At 50.0% G+C, this 236-nt stretch carries 1 protein-coding gene; it reads left to right on the top strand.

All coding sequences use genetic code 11. From position 1 onward, the window contains the following. On the top strand, positions 1-187 hold a 187-nt coding region (locus tag ACTHS3_RS18620), incomplete at its 5' end, for a hypothetical protein (RefSeq protein ID WP_440368888.1). Positions 188-236: the final 49 nt, after the last annotated feature.

The following is a 236-nucleotide window of genomic DNA, read 5'->3' on the forward strand; positions in this document are numbered from 1 at the left end:
TTCCATGAGTGTGGCACATTTTGGGAAAACGGAAATTTTACGCTTGCGCGCCAGTGCGGACAATGTATTCGGAACACGGTTTCAGACGACCTTTCCGTGTTTGCCGCCGTATTCAAAAGGCAAAGGTCGTCTGAAAACGCCGCTCGGATTTTCAGACGACCTCACGCCCTGTCCTGTTCTCATTTAAAGTTAATCCACTATACGCACAGACACAGCGGGAATGGCAACGCATTGCC

Source organism: Neisseria sp. P0009.S007, assembly GCF_051962515.1.